The following is a 19,251-nucleotide window of genomic DNA, read 5'->3' on the forward strand; positions in this document are numbered from 1 at the left end:
GAGGAGCCCTCATGACCCACCGGTCCGACACGGGTCCGGCCCCCGTGCTCGCGCTGAAGGACGTCTCGAAGTCCTTCGGCGCCGTACGCGCCCTGCGAGACGTGTCCCTCGAGCTCTTCCCCGGCGAGGTCCACGCCCTCGCCGGCGAGAACGGCGCGGGCAAGTCGACCCTCATCAAGACACTCGCCGGCGTGCACCGCCCGGACGCCGGGCAGGTGCTGCTCGACGGTGAGCCCACCGTCTTCCACGGCCCCGCCGACGCACGCGACGCGGGTATCGCCGTGATCTACCAGGAGCCCACGCTCTTCCCCGACCTGTCGATCGCCGAGAACATCTTCATGGGCCGCCGACCGCGGCGCGCCCTCGGCCGCATCGACCACAAGGCCACGCACGAGGCGACCCTGGCGCTGATGACGCGCCTCGGCGTCGAGCTCGACCCCGACCGCCCGGCACGCGGCCTGTCCATCGCGGACCAGCAGATCGTGGAGATCGCCAAGGCGCTCTCCTTCGACGCGCGCGTCCTGATCATGGACGAGCCGACCGCCGCCCTGACCGGCAGCGAGGTCGCCCGGCTCTTCGGCGTCGTGCGCACCCTGCGCGAACAGGGCGCCGCCGTCCTGTTCATCTCCCACCGCCTGGAGGAGATCTTCGAGATCTGCCGGCGCGTGACCACCCTGCGGGACGGCGCGTACATCTCCAGCGAGCCGCTGGAGGGCATGACCGAGGACGACCTCGTGCGCCGCATGGTCGGCCGCGACCTGGAGGAGCTCTACCCCAAGCAGGACGTCGAGCCCGGCGCCGTCGCGCTGAGCGTGCGCCGGCTGACCCGCGAGGGCGTCTTCACCGACGTCTCCTTCGACGTGCGGTGCGGCGAGATCGTCGGCCTGGCCGGCCTCGTCGGCGCCGGACGCACCGAGGTGGCCCGCGCCGTCTTCGGCGTCGACCGCTGGGACGCGGGCGAGGTCGAGGTCGACGGGAAGGCGCTCACGAACGGCGCGCCCTCCACGGCCATGGCCGCCGGCCTCGCGCTCGTGCCCGAGGACCGCCGGGCCCAGGGCCTGGTGATGGACATGTCCATCGAGCGGAACATCGGCCTCACCGGTCTCCGTACGACCGTGAAGGCCGGTCTGATGAACCGCGGCGCCGAGCGCAGCCGCTCGCTGGACTGGGCGGTGAGGCTCCAGGTCAAGTACGCCCGGATCGCCGACGCCGTCTCCACCCTGTCCGGCGGCAACCAGCAGAAGGTCGTCCTCGCCAAGTGGCTGGCCACCGGCCCCAAGGTGCTGATCGTCGACGAGCCCACCCGCGGCATCGACGTCGGCACCAAGGCCGAGGTGCACCGGCTGCTCTCGAGCCTGGCGGCCGACGGCGTGGCCGTCCTGATGATCTCTTCCGACCTGCCCGAGATCCTCGGCATGGCCGACCGCGTGCTGGTGATGCACGAGGGCCGGCTCACCGCCGAGATCCCGCGCTCCGAAGCCACCGAGGAGACGGTGATGGCCGCAGCCACGGGGAGGGCCGCCGCATGACGGTGACCGCTCCCGAGTCCGCACCCGTCGCAGAGGTGCCCAAGTCCAGCGGGACCCGCCTGGTCGACCGCGTCTTCAAGATGCGCGAGCTGGCCATCCTGGCCGTCTTCCTGGTGATGATCGCCGTCACCCAGGCGGGCAACAGCGAGTTCCTGTCCGAGCAGGGCATCAAGGACCTGCTGCTGAACGCGACCATCCTGGTGCTCGTCGCCACCGGTCAGTCGCTCGTCGTCATCACCCGCAACGTCGACCTGTCGGTCGGCTCCACCCTCGGCATCAGCGCCTTCGCCGCCGGCACCTACCTCCAGGGCGGCGGGAACCCCGTCGTCGCGATCGTCCTCGCGGTCCTGCTCGGCATCGCCTTCGGCGTGCTTAACGGCCTGCTCGTCAGCTTCGGCCAGGTCCCCGCGCTCGTGGTCACCCTGGGCACGCTCTACATCATCCGCGGCATCGACTCGATCTGGGTCGGCTCCCGGCAGATCACCGCGGCCGACCTCCCGGACGGCTTCATCGACTTCGGCGCCGGCGGCGTCTCGGCCGTGCCGTGGCTGGCGCTGATCGCGCTCGCCGTCCTGGTGGGCACCGCGTACTACCTCAAGCACTTCGGCAGCGGCCGCGAGCTGTACGCGCTCGGCTCCAACCCGGAGGCCGCGCGGCTGGCGGGCATCCCGGTGCGCAAGCGCATCCTCGCCGCCTACACCTTCTGCGGCGCCCTCGCGGGCCTGGCCGGCGCGCTGTACCTGGCCCGGTTCGGCAACGTCGACTCCGGCACCGGCAACGGCTACGAGCTGACCGTCGTCAGCGCCGTCGTCGTCGGCGGCGTCGTCTTCACCGGCGGCTCCGGCAGCGTCTACGGCGCCGCCCTCGGTGCCCTGCTGCTGACCTCGATCAACAGTGTGCTGCCCGCCCTGGGCGTCAGCTCGGTGTGGGTGCTCGCCATCAACGGCGTCCTGCTCATCCTCGCCATCGCCGTCGACCGGGTCGTCGCGCTGCGCGTGGCGTCCGCCCTGAAGAAGAGGAACGCCCGCCATGGCTGACTCCGCCCTCTCCCGAGCCGTCCGCTGGGACACGGTCGTCGGCGCGCTCCTCATCGTCGTGCTGCTGCTGTCCTTCGGCTTCGTCGACGGCTTCGGCAACGCGCTGAACCTGTCGTTCCTGATCGGCAACACCCTGCCCATCGCCCTGATCGCACTGCCCATGACGATGCTCGTGGTCTCCGGCGAGATCGACCTGTCGGTGGCCTCCACCGCGGGCCTGTCCGGCGCCGTGATGGGCGCGCTGTGGAACGCCGGCCTCACCATCGAGGCGATCATCCCGCTGTGCCTGCTGCTCGGCGTGGTGTGCGGCCTGGTCAACGGCCTGCTGGTCACCCGGCTCGGACTGCCCTCGCTCGCCGTCACCATCGGCACGCTGGCCGCCTACCGGGGCATCGCGCAGATCGTGCTCGGTTCCGACGCCGTGACCGACTTCCCCGCCCAGTACCTGGACTTCGCCGCCGGCCGCATCGGCGACACGTTCGTCCCGTACGCCTTCCTGCCCTTCCTGGTGCTGCTCGCGATCGCCGTCGTCGCGCTGCACGCCACGCCGTTCGGGCGCTCGCTGTTCGCCGTCGGCGCCAGCGAGGAGGCCGCTCGGTTCGCGGGCATCCGGGTCAAGCGGCAGAAGCTGGTCCTGTTCGTCCTCACCGGCCTCATGGCCTCGCTGACCGGCGTCTTCTGGGCGCTGCACTACGCCAGCGCCCGTTACGACAACGCAGGCGGCCTGGAGCTGTCGGTCGTGGCCGCCGTCCTCCTCGGCGGCATCGACTTCGACGGCGGCAAGGGCACCCTGGGCGGCGCGATCGCCGGCGTCTTCCTGCTGGGCGCGCTGCAGAACGTGATGAGCCTGGTGAACGTCTCCGCGCAGTCCCAGATCGTCGTCACGGGCGTCCTGCTCGTGATCTCCGTGCTCGGCCCCCGGGTCGCGCGCCAGATCTCCGTCGCGAGGGCGGGGCGCAGAGCCGCCTCCACCCCGACTCCGACCCCGTAGCCACCCCCTCGTACCCCGTAAAGGACTCCCGCCATGCGCAAGTCTTCGCTCCGCCGTGCCTGTGCGGCGCTCGCGGCCGTCACCTCGCTCACGCTGGCCGCGACCGCCTGCGGCGGCACCACCAAGAACGACGTCAAGAAGGAGGAGGGCGGCTCGGGCGCCTCGGCCGGCAAGGCCGACCCGAACGCCGAGACCAAGAAGGGCCTGACGGTCGCCTTCCTGCCCAAGCAGGTCAACAACCCGTACTTCACCACCGCCGACAAGGGCGGCGAGAAGGCCGTGAAGGAGCTGGGCTCCACCTACAAGGAGGTCGGCACCAGCAGCGGCACCGACACCGCGGGCCAGGTCTCCTACGTCAACACGCTCACCCAGCAGCAGGTCGACGCGATGGCCGTGTCCGCCCAGGACCCGGGCGCCCTGTGCACCGCGCTCAAGCAGGCCATGAAGAACGGCATCAAGGTCGTCACCTACGACTCCGACGCCGACGCCGAGTGCCGCAACGCCTTCGTCTCGCAGGCCAGCGCCGAGGACCTGGGCCGCACCGAGGTGCAGCTGCTCGCCGAGCAGATCGGCTACAAGGGCGAGATCGCGATCCTGTCGGCGGCGCAGACCGCCACGAACCAGAACACCTGGATCGACTACATGAAGGACGAGCTGAAGGACGACAAGTACAAGGACATCGAGCTGGTCAAGGTCGCCTACGGCGACGACGACGCCCAGAAGTCCTTCCAGCAGACCCAGGGCCTGCTCCAGGAGCACCCGAACCTGAAGGGGATCATCTCGCCCACCACGGTCGGCATCAAGGCGGCCGCCCAGTACCTGTCCGGCTCGAAGTACAAGGGCAAGGTCAGGCTGACCGGCCTCGGCACCCCCAACGACATGCGCAAGTACGTCAAGAACGGCACCGTCGAGGCGTTCGAGCTGTGGGACCCGGCCAAGCTCGGCGAGCTCGCCGCGCACACCTCGGTCGCGCTGGCCTCCGGCCGGATCACCGGCAAGGAGGGCGAGACCTTCACGGCCGGCGACATGGGCGAGTACACCATCGGCAAGGACGGTGTGATCAACCTCGGCAGGCCCACCGTGTTCGACGCCGAGAACATCGACGAGTTCGACTTCTAGGCGGCCCGGCATGCAGCGCGTGTGCTTCCTGCTGAAGGTCCGCCAGGACCGGATCGAGGCGTACCGCGAGCGGCACGCCTCCGTGTGGCCCGAGATGTGCGAGGCGCTCACGGCCACCGGCTGGCACAACTACTCGCTCTTCCTGCGCGAGGACGGCCTGCTCGTCGGCTACCTGGAGACCGAGGACTTCGCCGCGGCGCAGGCCGCCATGGAGAAGACCGAGGTCAACGCCCGCTGGCAGGCCGAGATGGCCCCGTTCTTCGAGGCGCTGGACGGCGCCCGCCCGGACGAGGCCATGAAGCCGCTGACGGAGGTGTTCCACCTCGCCTGACCGCCTTCCCCTCCTCCGTCCGCGGAGGAGGGGAAGCCCGCGGCCCGCGCCGCGGGTCCCCCCGCCCCCGCGGACGGCACGGGACCCGGACGGACCACTCCGTCCGCCGGCCCCGTCCGTCCGGTTCTCCCGGGGGCGCCCGGTGGCGGGGCGCCGCGCGCGCGTCCCGTCGCCGCTCCCGCACCGCCCCGGCGTCCGCCGGAGCCCGGCCCGGACGGGCGGATCCCGCGGGTAGGCTGAACACGCACCCGCCGCTCCCCGTCCACCTGGAGGTCTTTGCCCGATGGCCCAGTCGGTGGGTATCAAGGACGTCGCCCGTGTCGCCGGGGTCTCCGTCGGCACCGTCTCGAACGTCATCAACCGCCCGGACACGGTCGCCTCCGAGACCCGCGCCCGCGTCCTGTCCGCGATCGACCGCCTCGGCTACGTCCGCAGCGAGTCGGCGCGGCAGCTGCGCGCCGGACGCAGCCGCATCATGGGACTGCTCGTGCTCGACATGGGCAATCCCTTCTTCGTCGACGTCGCCCGCGGCGCCGAGCGCGCCGCCCGCGACGCCGGACTCGGCGTCATGGTCTGCAACAGCGCGCAGAGCCCCGCCGAGGAGGCCGACTACCTCTCGCTCTTCGCCGAGCAGCGGGTGCGCGGCGTGCTGCTGACGCCCGCCGACGCCACCGGGCGCACCATCGAGGCCTTCCGCCGCCACGGCATCCCGTTCGTGCTGGTCGACCGGGTCGCCGAGGGCACCACCGAGTGCTCCGTCTCCGTCGACGACGTGGCGGGCGGCGCGCTGGCGGTGCGGCACCTGGTCGACGCGGGGCACCGCTCGATCGCGTACGTGAGCGGGCCGCCCGGCCTGAACCAGGTGCGCGACCGCCGCACGGGCGCCCTGGAGGCGCTGGCCGAGGCCGGGCTCGGCCCGGACGCGCTGCGGGAGCTGCCCACCGAGCGGCTCGACGTGGCCGCGGGCCGCGACGCCGGGGCCCGGCTGCTCGGCCTCGCCGACCGGCCCACCGCCGTGTTCTGCGCCAACGACCTGCTCGCGCTCGGCGTGCTCCAGGCCATGTTCGCGGCCGGGGTGGGCGTCCCGGACGACCTGGCGATCGTCGGCTACGACGACATCGAGTTCGCGGCCGCCGCGGCCGTCCCGCTCACCTCGGTGCGCCAGCCCGCCGTGACCATGGGGGCGCTCGCCGCCCAGCTGCTGCTGGAGGAGACCGGGACCGGCAGCGAGGCGTCCCGGACCGCCCACGAGCACCGCCGCGTGGTGCTCCAGCCGGAGCTGGTGGTGCGCAGCTCCAGCCTGCCCCCGCGCTGACACCCCCTGCCCGCCGGCCGCCCGGTCGGCGGTGCGGGCCGATGACACTGATCGGTCGGTCAGTGGGCGCGTTGCGGGTCCCCGCCTGCGAAGGGCGGTCGTCCATGTGCTGAACTGGGACGCGGCCTGGAATGTCCGTCCGTATGGGGAGTCTCAGTTGAGCGTCAGTTACCGCCAGCCGGGTGTCGTGCTCACCGACCGCCGCTTCACCGTGCCGCTCGACCACGACGACCCCGCGGGGGAGACGATCGAGCTGTTCGCGCGCGAGGCCGTCGCGAGCGACAAGGCGGGCGCCGAACTGCCGTGGCTGGTCTACCTCCAGGGCGGTCCCGGCTTCGGGGCGAACCGTTTCATCGGCCGCCCGGCCTGGCTCGGCCGCGCCCTGGAGGAGTTCCGGGTGCTGCTGCTCGACCAGCGCGGCACGGGCGCCTCCACGCCCGCCAACCGGCAGACCCTGCCGCTGCGCGGCGGCCCGGCCGAACAGGCCGACTACCTGACGCACTTCCGCGCCGACTCCATCGTCCGCGACTGCGAGGCGATCCGCCCGCAGCTCACCGGCGGCGCCCCCTGGACGGTGCTCGGCCAGAGCTTCGGCGGCTTCTGCGCCACCCACTACCTGTCCGCCGCGCCCGAGGGCCTGAGCGCCGCGCTGATCACCGGCGGGCTGCCCTCGCTCGACGCCCACGCGGACGACGTCTACCGCGCCGCGTACCCGCGCATCGAGCGCAAGGTGGCGGCCCACTACGCGCGCTACCCGCAGGACGTGGAGCGCGCCCGGCGCATCGCCGAGCACCTGCTCCGGCACGAGACGGTGCTGCCGAACGGCTACCGGCTGACCGTCGAGGCGTTCCAGTCCCTCGGGATCGTGCTGGGCGGCGGCGAGGGCAGCCACCGGCTGCACTACCTGCTGGAGGACGCCTTCGTGCGCACGCCCTCGGGACCGGCCCTGTCCGACGCCTTCCAGGAGGAGGTGCAGACGGCCCTGTCGTACGCGGGCCACCCCCTGTACGCCCTCGTCCACGAGGCGATCTACGGCCAGGACGAGCGGCCCACCGCCTGGTCCGCGGAGCGGGTGCGCGCCGAGTTCCCGCAGTTCGACGCGGCGAAGACGCTGGCGGGCGACGGTCCGCTGCTGTTCACCGGCGAGTCGGTGCACCCCTGGACCTTCGACTGCGACCCGGCGCTGCGCCCGCTGCGCGAGACCGCCGACCTGCTCGCCGCGCGCACCGACTGGACCCCGCTGTACGACAAGGAGCGCCTCGCCGCCAACGAGGTGCCGGTGGCGGCGGCGGTCTACCACGACGACATGTACGTCGACGCGGACCACTCGCTGGCCACCGCCCGCGCGATCCGCGGCCTGCGCACCTGGGTGACGGACGAGTTCGAGCACGACGGCGTGCGGGCGGGCGGCCCCCGCGTCCTCGACCGCCTGCTCGCGCTGAGCCGCGACGAGGTCTGAGCCACGGCCTTCCCGCCCGGGCCCGCGGGTCTTCCCGCCCGGGTCGGCGGGTCTTCCCGCCCGGGCCCGCGGGTCCTCCTGTCCGGGGCGGCGGGTCTTCCCGCCCGGGCCGGCGGTCTTCCCGCCCAAGCCCGGCGGCCGTACGGCCCGGGTCCTGCGGCCGTACGGCCTGGGGCCGGCGATCGTGCGGCTCCGGACCCGGCCGGGCGGCGCCCCGCCACTGCGTAGGCTGGTCGGCATGCGTGAAGACTCCGGCACCGCCTCCGTACCGCGTACCGAACCGCGGGCCGTGCCGCCCACCGAGCTGCGGTCCGACTGCGGCAGCTGCTTCGGGCTGTGCTGCGTCGCCCTGCCCTTCTCCGCCTCGGCGGACTTCCCCGTGGACAAGGCCGCGGGCGAGCCGTGCCGCAACCTGCGGGCGGACTCCACCTGCGGCATCCACGCGCGGCTCAGGGAGCGCGGCTTCACGGGCTGCACGGTGTACGACTGCTTCGGCGCCGGGCAGAAGGTCTCGCAGGTCACCTTCGGCGGCGCGGACTGGCGCGGCGGCCCGAAGGCGCGCACCCGGCTGATGTTCGAGGTCTTCCCGGTCGTACGGCAGCTGCACGAGCTGCTGCGCTACCTCGACGAGGCCCGCGCGCTGCCGGCGGCCCGTCCGATCCGCGCGGATCTCGGCCGGGAGTTCGAGAAGGTGGACGCGCTCACCCGGCTGCCCGCGCAGGAGCTGGTGGAGCTGGACGTCCCGGCGGTGCGGGCCGGGGCCAACGTGCTGCTGGTGCGCGCGGGCGAGCTGGCCCGCGCCGCCGCCGGCGGACGGGGCCGGAGGAAGGACCGCCGGGGAGCGGACCTCATGGGCGCGCGGCTGAGAGGCGCCGACCTGAGAGGCGCCAACCTGCGCGGCGCGTACCTCATCGCCGCCGACCTGACGGGGGCCGACCTGCGGGGCGCGGAGCTGATCGGCGCCGACCTGCGGGACGCCGACCTCACGGACGCCGACCTGACCGGCGCGATCTTCCTCACACAGCCGCAGCTCGACGCGGCCCGGGGCGGTGCCGGCACGAAGCTGCCGCCGTCGCTCGCGCGGCCCCGGCACTGGCCGGCGCGGGGCTGACCGGCCGCGGCGCCGGCGCGCCCGGGAGGAGACACGGCAGGGGGACAGGGGGCCTCGGGTGGTTGGCGTGCGCTCGGATCTCCGTTAGGTTAGGTGAGGCTTACCTAATTGGAGGTTCGGATGGGTGACCGTCACACCTGGACGGCTGCGCCTGCCGCGGCCCAGCGGGCCCGCTCGGTGCTCGCCTCGGCGTGGTCCTGCGCGGTGACAGCGGAGGGCGGCCGGGAGGAGTTCATCGGCGCGCACCACGTGGCAGAGGACGGCAGAGTGCTGCTGCACCTGCCGGAGGACAGCGACCTGGTCACCGCGGCGCTCTGCGCGCCGCGCGGGGAGCCGTCCGCCGTCCTGGAGTTCGCCGACGTCGCGCCCGTCCCCGTCCGGTCCCGCATCCGCTGCCGCCTGTGGCTTGCCGGCTGGTTCCGGCACGAGGAGTCCCATCTGGTCTTCGAGCCCACCCGGGTCGTGCTCCGCGACGCCGCGGGCGCCGTCGTCGTCGGCCCGGACGAGTACGCCAAGGCCCGGCCGGACCCGCTGGCCACCGCCGAGCCGCGGCTGCTGACCCACCTCGCCGACGCCCACCCGGACGCGGTCGAGCGGCTCACCCGGCTCGTCGACCACGGCAGCCTGCACGGCGCGGTGCGCGTCCAGCCGCTGGCCGTGGACCGCCACGGGCTGACGCTGCGCATCGAGCGCGCCCGCTCCCACGGCGACGTACGGCTGCCGTTCCACCGGCCGGCCGACGACCTCGGGCAGCTCTCGGAGCGCATGCACGTCCTGCTCGCGCAGGCGGGCAACGTCTCCTGCCCGCGCGCCCTACAGCGGCAGCGCACAGACGGCGACGGGTGAGGCGAACGGCTCGCCCGCGGGCCCGAGGCCGCCGTCCCGTCCGACGCTGAAGACGCTGACGGTGCCCGACCTCTGGTTCGCCGCGAACAGCAGGGTGCCGTCCGGGGAGAGCGCGAGGTGGCGCGGGAAGCCGCCGCGCACGGGCACGGTGTCCAGCAGCCGCAGCCGGGCCCCGTCCGCCTCGACCGCGTAGCGGGCCAGGCTGTCGTGGCCGCGGTTGGCGAGGTACGCGTACGCCCCGTCCGGGGTGACCACCAGCTGCGCCGGGTGGTTGGTGCCGCCGCCGCTTCCGGTGGGCTGCGGGTCGCCGGGCGTGAGACGTCCGGTGGCCGGGTCGTAGCCGCAGACGACGACCGTGTCGTCGAGCTCGTTCGCGAGGTAGGCGAAGCGGCCCCCGGGGTGGAAGGCCAGGTGGCGCGGGCCCGAGCCCGGACGGGTGCGCGCCCGGGACACGGGGCGCAGCGTGCCCGCCGACCCGTCGAGGCGGTAGGTGTACACGGTGTCGGTGCCCAGGTCCACCGCCAGCACGTGGCCGCCGTCCGGGCTCGTGAGGACCTGGTGCGCGTGCGGCCCGTCCTGGCGGGGGCCCGGCTCCGGGGCGGAGTGCACGACGCGGTCGGTCCGTTCGCCGAGCGCGCCCGAGGCGCCGACGGGGTGCACGGCCACGCTCCCGGAGCCGTACTCCGCGCTCAGCAGCCAGCGTCCGGACGGGTGCACGGACAGGTGGCAGGGTGCCGCGCCGCCGGTGGCGCGCGTGCCGAGCACCTCGTGCCGCCCGCCGTCCGAGCGCCGGACGGCCGTCACCGCGCCCTCCTCGCGCTCGGCCACGCAGTACAGCGTGCGGCCGTCCGGATGGACGGCCAGGTAGGACGGGTCGTCGACCTCGACGACGGTGCCCGTGCCGGTGACGCGTCCCGTCGCGGCGTCGTACTCCGCCAGGCCGATCCCCTTGCCGCCGCCCTCGACGGACGTGTACGTGCCGAGGTACAGCGGGCGCCGCCCGGCGGGCCGGCGGGCGGTGTCCGCGCCGCCGCGGGACGGCCCGGCGGACGGGGACGGCGGGCCGTCCGGGGGCGCCGGGTCCGCCGGGGGAGCGGGGGCCGGGACGGTCGCCACCGCCGCGGCCGCCCCCAGCGTCCCGAGGAGGCGCCGCCTGCTCACACCGCCGAAGGGCCCGCTTCCGCGCGCCGGGTCCGTACCACTGCTCATGCCTGCACCTCGGGTCGGGGTCGGTCGTCACGGCTTTGACGGCCACCCTGGCGCGCGGAGCCGCCGAGCGCAAAGACCGGCGGAGTGCGATGCGCCACCCCGCGCGGGGCGGCGCACCGGCGCGCGGACGCGGGCCCGCCGGCCGCCGTCCGTACCTTCCCCCGCCCCGGCGGACCCGTACGTGCGGTCCGCCCTCAGTCGGTACGCCGTGCGGCGGCGACACGCCTGCGGCGGCGCAGTCCGCGCCACCGCTGCTGCAGCCGGGTCAGCCGGGGCATGCGCTCGCGCTGCTCGCGGGCGCAGCGGTCCAGCTCCTCCAGGAGCCGCCGGGAGCGGTGCTCCATGTCCAGCTCGTCCAGGATGCGGTTGACCTCCGTCAGCACGGCGCCGTGGTACTGCCACCAGCGGGTCTCGCGCAGCGCCTCGTCGCGCAGCAGCTGGGACAGCTTGTCCCGGGTGGCGCGGGCCGCGGTCAGCTCGGCGGCGAGCCGGGTCTCCGCGGACTCCGCGCTGCGGCTGACGTCGGTGGTCACCAGGACCGCGAAGCTGACCACGGCGTCGCCGATGTCGGACAGGACCTGCTCCAGCGCGGCGCCCGTCTCCTGCTCGAACATCGGCTCGGGGTCGCGCGCCTTCGCCAGGTCGGTGAGGCTGCGCGCGAGGACGCGGAGCACCACCGTGCAGATCTCCAGGGTGTCGAGGCCGGTGCGCAGCACGATCCGGTGCAGCAGCCCCTCGCGGACGCGCGGGTTGAGCCGCAGGCTGTCCTCGGCCTGCCGCAGCGCCGCGTCCACCTCGACGATCTCGTGGTCGAGGCGGCGCGCCTCGTACAGCCGCTCCGTCGTCTCCGCGACCGGGATGCCGCCCCGGGCCTCCTCGCCGATGCGCCGCATCAACTGCCGCATCCGGCGGGCCAGGTCCTCGACGGCCGCGCCCGCCTCGTCCACCCACACCGGGGGAGCGAGGAGCAGGTTGAAGACCAGGCCGACGACGGCGCCGATCAGCGTCTCCAGGACCCGCGCCCAGGCCGTGTCCCCGACCCTGGTGACGCCGAGGACGAGCATCGCGCTGATCGCCACCTCGGGCACGAACTCGCTGACCCGTACCAGATGGCCCACCGCCAGCGAGGCGAGGATGATCAGCGCGAGGCTCCACCAGGTCAGGCCGACCAGGACGCTGAAGGCGATGGCGATGACGACGCCGGTCACCACCGAGTTCACCCGGCGGACGCTGGTGATGATGGTGGTGTACAGCGTGACCTGGACGACGAGGAGCGCCGTCAGGGGCGCGGTGAGCGGGGCCGCCTCGGGGCTGAGGTGCACGGCGATGACATAGGCGATCGTCGCGGCGCCCGTCGAGCGCACCGCTTGTACGACCGCCGGTTCGCGTCGCCATTGGTGAAACAACCGGACGCATGTGTCCCACAGACCACGTACATCTCGCATCCTTCGCCAGTTCCCGCTCCACCGGCCCGTCGAACACCGTGCGGAACGGAAGATCCCTGCGGGGCGGTTCAGACGTGCAGACGGTCCAGGAACGCGAACAGGTGGCCCGTCGTGCGCGCGATCTGCTCCTCCAGGGTCAGGCTCTCCTGGAGGCGGCCCCCGGACTCCGGGACCTTCTTGCCGCGCACGTACAGGGAGCAGGCGAGGTCGGCGCACATGTAGACGCCCACCGAATTGCCCTCGCGGCCGGCCGGGCCCGCCTTGCGGGCCGTCATCAGGGAGACGCCGCTGCCCGGGTGCGTGGTCAGGCACAGCGAGCACATGCTGCGGTGCAGGAAGCCGCGCTGCTGCGTCGGGAAGCGCAGGGCGACGCCGACCGGGCGGCCGTCCCGTTCGGCCACCAGATAGCTGCGGTCGGGCGCCCCCGGGTCGCGCCAGCCGAGGAAGTCCAGGTCGTCCCACGGCCGCTCGGCCAGGTCCTTCGGGAGGTGGAGACGCTTGGCCTCGCCCTTGGAGCAGTTGACGAACGAGGTGCGGATGTCCTGCTCGGTGAGCGGTTTCATGAGGGAGGCCCTTCACAGGTGGAGCCCCGCCGTGACCGCGCCCGCGGACACGACGGAACCTATAGCCATTAGGAACCCACCTACAGTACGTAGCGGAAACTGAGGAGGCCAATGGATTTAGCGGGCGGGCCGCGCACCGGACGCGGCCCGCCCGCCGGGAGTCCGGCGGGCGGGCCGTGGAGCGGGGCTTCGGGCCGGGGCGGCGGTCAGGCCGCCCTGCGCGCCCGCGCCCGGTGGCCGCGGATGATCTCCGCGTAGTGCCGGCCGCTGCCCTTCACCGTGCGCCGCTGCGTGCGGTAGTCCACGTGCACCAGGCCGAAGCGCTTGTCGTAGCCGTAGGCCCACTCGAAGTTGTCCAGCAGCGACCAGGCGAAGTAGCCGGCCAGCGGCACGCCCTTGCGGACCGCCGAGGCGCAGGCCGCCAGGTGGTCCTCCAGGTACCGCTTGCGCTCCGGGTCGTCGACCGTGCCGTCGGGGCGCACGACGTCCGGGTAGGCGGAGCCGTTCTCCGTGACGTACAGCCTGCGGGCGCCGTAGTCGTGGGTCAGGCGCAGCAGCAGGCGCTCGATGCCGGCCGCCTCCACCTCCCAGTCCATGCCGGTGCGCGGCACGCCGAGGCGGCGCACCGCGTGCGCGTACGGCGCCGGGCCCGTCGGGTCGTCGGCGACGGCCGAGGGGAAGTAGTAGTTCAGGCCCAGCCAGTCCAGCGGCTGCGCCATGGTCTCCAGGTCGCCCGCCCGCTCCGGCAGCTCCACCCCGTACACCTCGCGCATGTCCTCGGGGAAGCCGCGGCCGTGCACCGGGTCCAGCCACCAGCGGTTGGAGTGCCCGTCCATGCGGCGGGCGGCCGCGACGTCCTCGGGGCGCTCGGAGGCGGGCACGACGTCGGAGAGGTTGTTGACGATGCCGACCTCGGCGTCCGGGACGGCGGCCCGGACCGCCTGGGTGGCCAGGCCGTGGCCGAGCAGCAGGTGGTAGGAGGCGCGCACGGCCGCCGTGAGGTCGGTCAGGCCCGGCGCCATCCGGCCCTCCAGGTGCCCGATCCAGGCCGAGCACAGCGGCTCGTTCAGCGTGGTCCAGTGCTTCACCCGGTCGCCCAGGCGCTCGGCGACGGCCGCGGCGTACGCGGCCAGGTGGTACGCGGTGTCGCGCTCGGGCCAGCCGCCCCGGTCCTGGAGCACCTGCGGCAGGTCCCAGTGGTAGAGGGTGACGGACGGGGTGATGCCCGCCTGGAGCAGGGCGTCGATCAGGGCGTCGTAGAAGTCCAGGCCCTTGGCGTTGACCGGGCCGTCGCCGCCGGGCACCACGCGCGGCCAGGCCACGGAGAGCCGGTAGGCGTTGGTGCCCAGCTCCTTCATCAGGGCGATGTCCTCGCGCCAGCGGTGGTAGTGGTCGCAGGCGACGTCGCCGTGGTCGCCGTGGTCCACCTTGCCGGGCGTGTGCGCGTAGGTGTCCCAGATGGAGGGCGAGCGGCCGTCCTCCGCGACGGCTCCTTCGATCTGGTACGCCGAGGTGGCCGTGCCCCAGAGGAAGTCGTGGGGGAATGCGGCGAGGTCGATGGTCACGGAGGTCCTTTCCGGGAGAGGGGAGCGCGTCACTTCACGGCGCCGGCGGTGAGGCCGGCGACCAGATAGCGCTGGAGCAGCAGGAACCCGGCGACCACCGGCACGCTCACCACGAGCGAGGCGGCCATGATCTGGTTCCAGTACACGTCGTTGAGCGTGGAGTAGCCCTGGAGCCCGACGGCGAGCGTGCGGGTGGTGTCGTTGGTCATCACCGAGGCGAACAGCACCTCGCCCCAGGCGGTCATGAAGGCGTAGACGGCGACCGCGACGATGCCGGGGATCGCGGCGGGCACCACGACCCGGAAGAGGGCGCCGAGCGGGCCGCAGCCGTCGACCTTCGCCGCCTCGTCCAGGTCGCGCGGCACCGAGTCGAAGTACCCGATCAGCATCCAGATCGAGAACGGCAGGGAGAAGGTCAGGTAGGTGAGGATCAGGCCGCCGCGCGAGCCGAACAGGGCGATGCCGGTGGTGTTGCCGATGTTGACGTAGAGGAGGAAGAGGGGCAGCAGGAAGAGGATGCCGGGGAACATCTGGGTCGACAGGACGGTGACCGTGAAGACGCGCTTGCCGCGGAAGTCGTAGCGGCTGACGGCGTACGCGGAGAAGACCGCGATCACCACCGAGCAGACCGTCGCGGCCCCCGCCACGATCAGCGAGTTCACGAAGTACTTCGCGAGCGGGACCGTGGACCAGATGTCGATGTACGGGCGGACCGTCAGCTCGCTCGGCAGCCAGCGGAAGGCGCCCGTGACGTCCGCGAGGGGCTTCAGCGAGCTGGAGACCATCACGTACACCGGCAGCAGCACGAAGCCGGTGAGCAGGGTGAGGAGGATCCGCCGGGTCCACAGGAAGGAGCGGGGCGGGGCCATCGGGGACCTGGGCGTGCTCATGCGGCGGTCCTCCGTCCGCGCGAGGTGAGTGCGAGGTAGGCGCCCGTCACGACGAGCAGGAAGAGCAGCAGGAGCACGGACATGGCGGAGCCGGTGCCGAAGTTCCAGTTGCCGAAGGACGCCTGGTAGATGTGGACCGAGACGAGGTCGGCGGCGGCCGGGGCCGTTCTGCCGAACAGGACGTACGGCGTGTTGAAGTCGTTGAACGTCCACAGGAACAGCACCAGGACCAGCACCTGGTTGACCGGGCGCAGCGACGGCAGGGTGATGCGGCGGACCTGCTGCCACATCCCGGCGCCGTCCAGCGCGGCGGCCTCGTACAGCTCCCGGGGGATGTTCTGCAGGCCGGCCATGACGATGAGGAAGGCGAACGGCCAGCCCTTCCACACGGACACCGTCAGCAGCGCGACGAAGCTGTTGTCGCCGATCAGCCAGAAGGACGGCTTGCCGGTGAGGCCGAGCTGGTCGTGCAGGACGTGGTTCACCAGGCCGTTGTCGTGCTGGAACATGAACACCCAGGTGATCACGGCCGCGTAGACGGGCAGCGCGTACGGCACGAGGAACAGGGCGCGCAGCAGGCCCCGGCCGCGGAAGGCGTCCTGCATGAGGACCGCGGCGGCCGTGCCGACCAGCCAGCACAGGCCGACGGAGAGCACGGTGAAGCCGACGGTGACGAGGAAGGAGTGGAGCAGTGCCTCGCCCACGGGGGCGTCGAAGTCCACGGACACCTTGTAGTTGTCCAGGCCCGCCCAGGGGGCGGCGCCCCAGTCGCGGATGAAGAACTGGGTGAGCTCCTTGAAGCTCATCACGATGCCGGTCACCATCGGCACCAGGTGGACCAGCAGTTCCAGGAGCAGGGCGGGCAGCAGGAGCAGGTAGGGCAGGCCGGCGCGGCGGATCCGCCCGGTGCGGCGGCGGGGGCCGCGCGCCGCACCGGGGGCGTCCTTGCGCACCGCCGGTCCGTCGGCCCGGACGGTGGTGGTCATCGCGCTCACTTCGCCGGCATCTGCTGCTGGGCCTTCTCGAGCTTGGCCTTCACCGACCGCGCGGTCACCGGCTTGCCGGCGGCCGCGTCGGCGAACAGCTCCTTGATCGCCGTACCGACGGCCGTCTCGAACTGGGACTCGTCGGCGACCTGGGGCAGGGCGGCCGCGCTCTTGGCGAGGGTGTCCTTCAGGACCGCGTTGGCCGGGGTGTTGAAGGAGGGGTCCTCCTGGGCGGCCTTCACCGGCGGGATCGAGCTGTACGCGGTGTTGAGGATCTTCTGCTCGGCGTCGCTGGTCATGAACTTCACGAACTCGGTGGCGCCGCTGAGGTTGTCGGTGTTCTTGAAGACGGCCAGGTTGATGCCCGCGACCATGGAGTTGACGTTCTTGCCGCCGCCGGGGGCGCCGGACTGCACGGGGACCGGCGCGATGCCGTAGTCGTCCTCGCTCATGCCCTGGGACTTGAGGTTCGCGGACGCGGACTGCCACAGCAGCATGGCGTTCCTGCCCTTGGCGAAGTCGCTCACGGACTGGTTCTGCGCGTACTCGGCGTTGCCGGGCGCGATGATCTTCTCCTCGGCCATGAGGCCGACGTACTGCTCGACCGCGGCGACCACACCCTCGTCGGTGAAGTCGGGCCTGCCGTCGGCGGTGAAGAAGTCGGCGCCGTGCTGCTTGGCGAAGACGAAGGCGTGGTGGACGTTCTCCACCGGGTTGGACCCCTCGGCGCCCAGGCCCCACTTGCCGCCCTTGGACAGCTTCCTGCCGGCGGCGGCCAGCTCGTCCCAGGTGGCCGGCGGCTCGGAGACGCCCGCCTCGGCGAACATCTTCTTGTTGTAGTAGAGCGCGTACGCCATCGAGTACAGCGGTACCGCCGCCGGGTCCTGGCCCGAGGCGCCGGTCGAGCCGAGCGCGGAGTCGACGAAGCGGTCCTTGCCGCCGATCTTGTCGAAGTTCTCCGCGTCCCACGGCAGCAGCGCGCCGGTCGCCTGCAGCGAGGCGCTCCAGGTGTTGCCGATGTTGAGGACGTCGGGGCCCTGTCCGGAGGTGGTGGCGGTCAGGATCCGGTTCAGCAGGTCGGACCAGGGCACGACCTCCAGCTTCACCTCGATCCCGGTCTCCTTCTCGAACTTGTCGAGCTCGGGCTGGAGGACCTTCTTGTCGACCTCGACGCTGGCTCCCTGGTTGGAGGCCCAGTACGTGAGCTCCTTCGGCGAGTCGTCCGACCCGCCGCCGTCCGTCGACGAGCCGCCGCCGCAGGCGGTCGCGGCGGCCAGCAGGGAGACGGTGACGGCGCTCGCGGCCGCGGCTCGGAATCTGCGCATGGTGTGGAGGTCCCTTCCGGCAGGGAACGGCTGAGGGGACGCCGGCGTCCACGTACCGAACGCCCTCATGGCTTAATTTAGGACGTGAGTTAAGACCTGGAAGCACAGCGCGTCAAGGGATCGCGCAGCGGTATCTTGCAGGTGGGGCGGAACGGGAAGGAGCCACATGGCTGGGCGGAGCGGGCGCACGGTCCGTGACCTGCGGCGGGGCAATCGCGCCGCCGTACTGCAACGGTTGTATTTCGACGGTCCGATGAGCCGCTTCGAGCTCGGCCCGGCGACCGGGCTGAGTTCGGGGTCCATCAGCAACGTCGTCGCCGAACTCGTCGCCGACGGCCTCGTGGAGGAGGCCGGCAGCGTCGACTCCGACGGCGGCCGCCCGCGCACCCTGCTGCGCGTCGCGCCCGCCAGCGGCCACATGATCGGCGTCGACGTCGGCGAGACCCGCGTCCGCGTGGAGCTCTTCGACCTCGCCCTGACCGAACTGGCCCGCGCCGAGCGGGTCCTGGAGCACCAGCGCTACGACGTCGGGGTCGTCGTCGGCCACATCCGCGACGGCGTCGCCGAGGTGCTGGCCGCCGCGGACCTCGACCCCGGCCGGCTGCTCGGCGTCGGCATCGGCGTCCCCGGCATCGTCGAGCGCACCTCCGACCGGGGCGCGGTGGTGCACGGCCAGACCATCGGCTGGGACGCCGTCCCGCTGGAGTCCCTGCTGCGCGAGAGCCGCCTGCTGCCCGACGGGGTCCCGTACTTCACCGACAACGGCGCCAAGACGCTCGGCCAGGCCGAGATGTGGTTCGGCGCCGGCCGCGGCGCGCACAGCACGATCGTCGTCCTGTTCGGCTCCGGCGTCGGCGCCTGCCTGGTCACCGACGACGTGGAGCAGGGCCGCGCCGTGGAGTGGGGGCACCTCACCGTACGGGTGCGCGGGCGCCGCTGCCGGTGCGGCGCGCTCGGCTGCCTGGAGGCGTACGCCGGGGCCGAGGCACTGCTGGAGCGCTGGCGCGAGGAGGGCGGCCGCCCGCCCGCCGGCGCCGACGAGGAGACCGCGCTCGCCGCGATGCTGGCCGCCGCCTACCCCGCCGACGGCGCCGCGCCCGACCCGGTGGCCCTCGCGGTCCTGGAGGAGACGGCCGAGTACCTGGGCGCGGGCCTGTCCGACCTGATCAACCTCTTCCAGCCCGAGCGCATCCTCATCGGCGGCTGGGCGGGCCTCCGGCTGGGCTCGCGCTTCCTGCCCGCGGTCCGCCGGTACGCCGCCTCGTACGCGCTGCGCCACCCGGCCGAGAGCGTCACCGTCGACCTCGGCGCGCTCGGCCCCGACGCGGTCACCGTCGGCGCGGCGATCCTGCCGCTCGCCGATTTCTTCGTCCAGGGCGGCCGGCGCCCGGAGCCCGCCGCGCGGGAGGTGCCGCTGCCCGTCTGGCGCACCGCGCTGGAGGAGCGGGCGCCGCACTGAGCGGGCGGTTCGCCGGCGGAGGCGGCGGTGCGGGACGGTTTCGCCGTACGGCCGCGCGGTACCTGTTCCTC

At 73.1% G+C, this 19,251-nt stretch carries 17 protein-coding genes; 10 read left to right on the forward strand and 7 right to left on the reverse strand.

The window, feature by feature from the left end:
* The first annotated feature begins 11 nt into the window (after window positions 1-11).
* From IE271_RS22850 to IE271_RS22890, 9 genes are all read left to right on the forward strand, one after another.
* Entirely contained in the window at window positions 12-1,529 is a 1,518-nt protein-coding gene (locus tag IE271_RS22850) for a sugar ABC transporter ATP-binding protein (protein WP_190192273.1), read from the forward strand.
* Complete coding sequence (locus IE271_RS22855) at window positions 1,526-2,566, forward strand: ABC transporter permease (RefSeq protein WP_190192274.1); 1,041 nt, start codon at window positions 1,526-1,528, stop codon at window positions 2,564-2,566. Before IE271_RS22850 ends, IE271_RS22855 begins: the two co-directional genes overlap by 4 nt.
* Window positions 2,559-3,557, forward strand: a complete 999-nt coding sequence (locus IE271_RS22860; RefSeq protein ID WP_190192275.1) for an ABC transporter permease — start codon at window positions 2,559-2,561, stop codon at window positions 3,555-3,557. The genes IE271_RS22855 and IE271_RS22860 overlap by 8 nt, the downstream gene beginning before the upstream one ends.
* A gap of 33 nt (window positions 3,558-3,590) precedes the next feature.
* Entirely contained in the window at window positions 3,591-4,676 is a 1,086-nt protein-coding gene (gene rhaS / locus IE271_RS22865; protein ID WP_190192276.1) for a rhamnose ABC transporter substrate-binding protein, read from the forward strand.
* 10 nt (window positions 4,677-4,686) lie between these two features.
* Window positions 4,687-5,007 (forward strand): L-rhamnose mutarotase, encoded by a 321-nt coding sequence (locus IE271_RS22870; RefSeq protein WP_190192277.1) that lies wholly within the window; start codon window positions 4,687-4,689, stop codon window positions 5,005-5,007.
* A gap of 283 nt (window positions 5,008-5,290) precedes the next feature.
* Window positions 5,291-6,322 (forward strand): LacI family DNA-binding transcriptional regulator, encoded by a 1,032-nt coding sequence (locus IE271_RS22875; RefSeq protein ID WP_190192278.1) that lies wholly within the window; start codon window positions 5,291-5,293, stop codon window positions 6,320-6,322.
* A 157-nt stretch (window positions 6,323-6,479) separates the two neighbouring features.
* A complete protein-coding gene (locus IE271_RS22880; RefSeq protein ID WP_190192279.1) occupies window positions 6,480-7,781 on the forward strand; it encodes an alpha/beta fold hydrolase in 1,302 nt (433 codons plus the stop codon).
* A 238-nt stretch (window positions 7,782-8,019) separates the two neighbouring features.
* Entirely contained in the window at window positions 8,020-8,892 is an 873-nt protein-coding gene (locus IE271_RS22885; protein ID WP_190192280.1) for a pentapeptide repeat-containing protein, read from the forward strand.
* Window positions 8,893-9,012: 120 nt separating this feature from the next.
* Window positions 9,013-9,738, forward strand: coding sequence for a DUF2470 domain-containing protein (locus IE271_RS22890; protein WP_190192281.1), 726 nt, complete (start codon window positions 9,013-9,015; stop codon window positions 9,736-9,738).
* Here the strand turns inward: IE271_RS22890 and IE271_RS22895 are convergent.
* The 7 genes from IE271_RS22895 to IE271_RS22925 form a co-directional block, all read right to left on the reverse strand.
* Window positions 9,706-10,947, reverse strand: a complete 1,242-nt coding sequence (locus IE271_RS22895; RefSeq protein ID WP_190192282.1) for a lactonase family protein — start codon at window positions 10,945-10,947, stop codon at window positions 9,706-9,708. The genes IE271_RS22890 and IE271_RS22895 overlap by 33 nt on opposite strands.
* A 194-nt stretch (window positions 10,948-11,141) precedes the next feature.
* On the reverse strand, window positions 11,142-12,392 hold the full coding sequence (locus tag IE271_RS22900) for an FUSC family protein (protein ID WP_190192283.1): 1,251 nt from the start codon (window positions 12,390-12,392) through the stop codon (window positions 11,142-11,144).
* A 68-nt stretch (window positions 12,393-12,460) separates the two neighbouring features.
* Entirely contained in the window at window positions 12,461-12,955 is a 495-nt protein-coding gene (locus IE271_RS22905) for an FBP domain-containing protein (RefSeq protein ID WP_190192284.1), read from the reverse strand.
* A gap of 206 nt (window positions 12,956-13,161) precedes the next feature.
* Entirely contained in the window at window positions 13,162-14,520 is a 1,359-nt protein-coding gene (locus tag IE271_RS22910) for a GH1 family beta-glucosidase (RefSeq protein WP_190192285.1), read from the reverse strand.
* Window positions 14,521-14,549: 29 nt separating this feature from the next.
* Entirely contained in the window at window positions 14,550-15,389 is an 840-nt protein-coding gene (locus tag IE271_RS22915) for a carbohydrate ABC transporter permease (RefSeq protein ID WP_190192356.1), read from the reverse strand.
* 17 nt (window positions 15,390-15,406) lie between these two features.
* The gene (locus tag IE271_RS22920; protein WP_190192286.1) at window positions 15,407-16,396 is read right to left on the reverse strand and encodes a carbohydrate ABC transporter permease; all 990 of its coding nucleotides are present in this window, start codon (window positions 16,394-16,396) and stop codon (window positions 15,407-15,409) included.
* Between the two features lie 5 nt (window positions 16,397-16,401).
* Window positions 16,402-17,721 (reverse strand): ABC transporter substrate-binding protein, encoded by a 1,320-nt coding sequence (locus IE271_RS22925; RefSeq protein WP_190192287.1) that lies wholly within the window; start codon window positions 17,719-17,721, stop codon window positions 16,402-16,404.
* Window positions 17,722-17,887: 166 nt separating this feature from the next.
* Between IE271_RS22925 and IE271_RS22930 the strand changes: the two genes are divergently transcribed.
* Entirely contained in the window at window positions 17,888-19,180 is a 1,293-nt protein-coding gene (locus IE271_RS22930; RefSeq protein ID WP_190192288.1) for an ROK family transcriptional regulator, read from the forward strand.
* Window positions 19,181-19,251: the final 71 nt, after the last annotated feature.

The sequence above is a fragment of the Streptomyces minutiscleroticus genome, from assembly GCF_014650875.1.
GTDB lineage: Bacteria > Actinomycetota > Actinomycetes > Streptomycetales > Streptomycetaceae > Streptomyces > Streptomyces minutiscleroticus.